General features: G+C 47.2%; 1 protein-coding gene. It reads right to left on the bottom strand.

Annotated features, from left to right (window positions below):
- Positions 1 to 846, bottom strand: an 846-nt coding sequence (locus AAB400_04785) for a YCF48-related protein (protein ID MEK7649194.1), incomplete at both ends; no start/stop codon positions are given.

The raw sequence follows: 846 nt of genomic DNA, 5'->3' as shown, positions 1-846 counted from the left end.
TCAGTACCACTTCTGAAAAGGTATATGTTGGGACTTCGATGATGAGATCAGGAAGCGCCCCTTGTTGCCCCTGCTCTGCTGTGCCATCCACATCCTCCTCCGCATCCTCGTCACCCTCATCGGTCGCCGTTGATGACTGGAGTGCTTTTTCAAAATCAAACTGAAAGAATGTGACATCATTACTACTGGCAACACAGAGCTTCTGTCCAAAACATTGGACATCATGGAGTGTTGCGGTGTTTTCTTTATCGGATGCGTCTTCCCATGTAGCTCCATTGTCATCGGTAACAAGCATGCCTCCTCCTTCTCCTACGGCAAAACCCTTCTTGTCATTAACATACATGCCTCGTAGCGTATGCGCTATGCCGGATTGCTGCTGTGCCCATGATGCGCCCTTGTCCGTTGACTGAAGTATGAGGCCCTGTTCTCCGGCAATAAACAGAGTTGTGCCATCTGATGAGTGGATGTCCAGAAGATTTTGTTCACCCTTCGTTGCGGCAGTCCACTTTGCGCCGCCGTTTGTTGTTGTGAGGATGGTTCCTTTATCACCGACTGCCCATCCATTTTTATTCACAAATGTGAGTGCATTGAGCTTATTCTTTGTTTTTGATGCAATAGCACTCCATTTTTCCCCATTATTAGCTGTTCTTAGAAGAACCCCCTTTTCTCCAGCAACAAGAACAATACCTTTTTTGCTATCGACAACAGATACGCCGAACAAATGAGCTTTTACTTTCTGATCCAGGGATTTCCACGATGTACCGGCATTTTTTGATCGGAGAATAGTCCCGGAATCGCCAACGGCAAAACAGAGCTTAGACGTTGGGCAGTGAATGCCATGGAGCT

It is taken from the genome of Patescibacteria group bacterium (assembly GCA_038065255.1).
GTDB lineage: Bacteria > Patescibacteriota > Patescibacteriia > JACQRZ01 > JACQRZ01 > JBBTRI01.
Note: the sequence above shows the minus strand (reverse complement) of the source record. Positions and strands in the feature narration are given on the sequence as shown.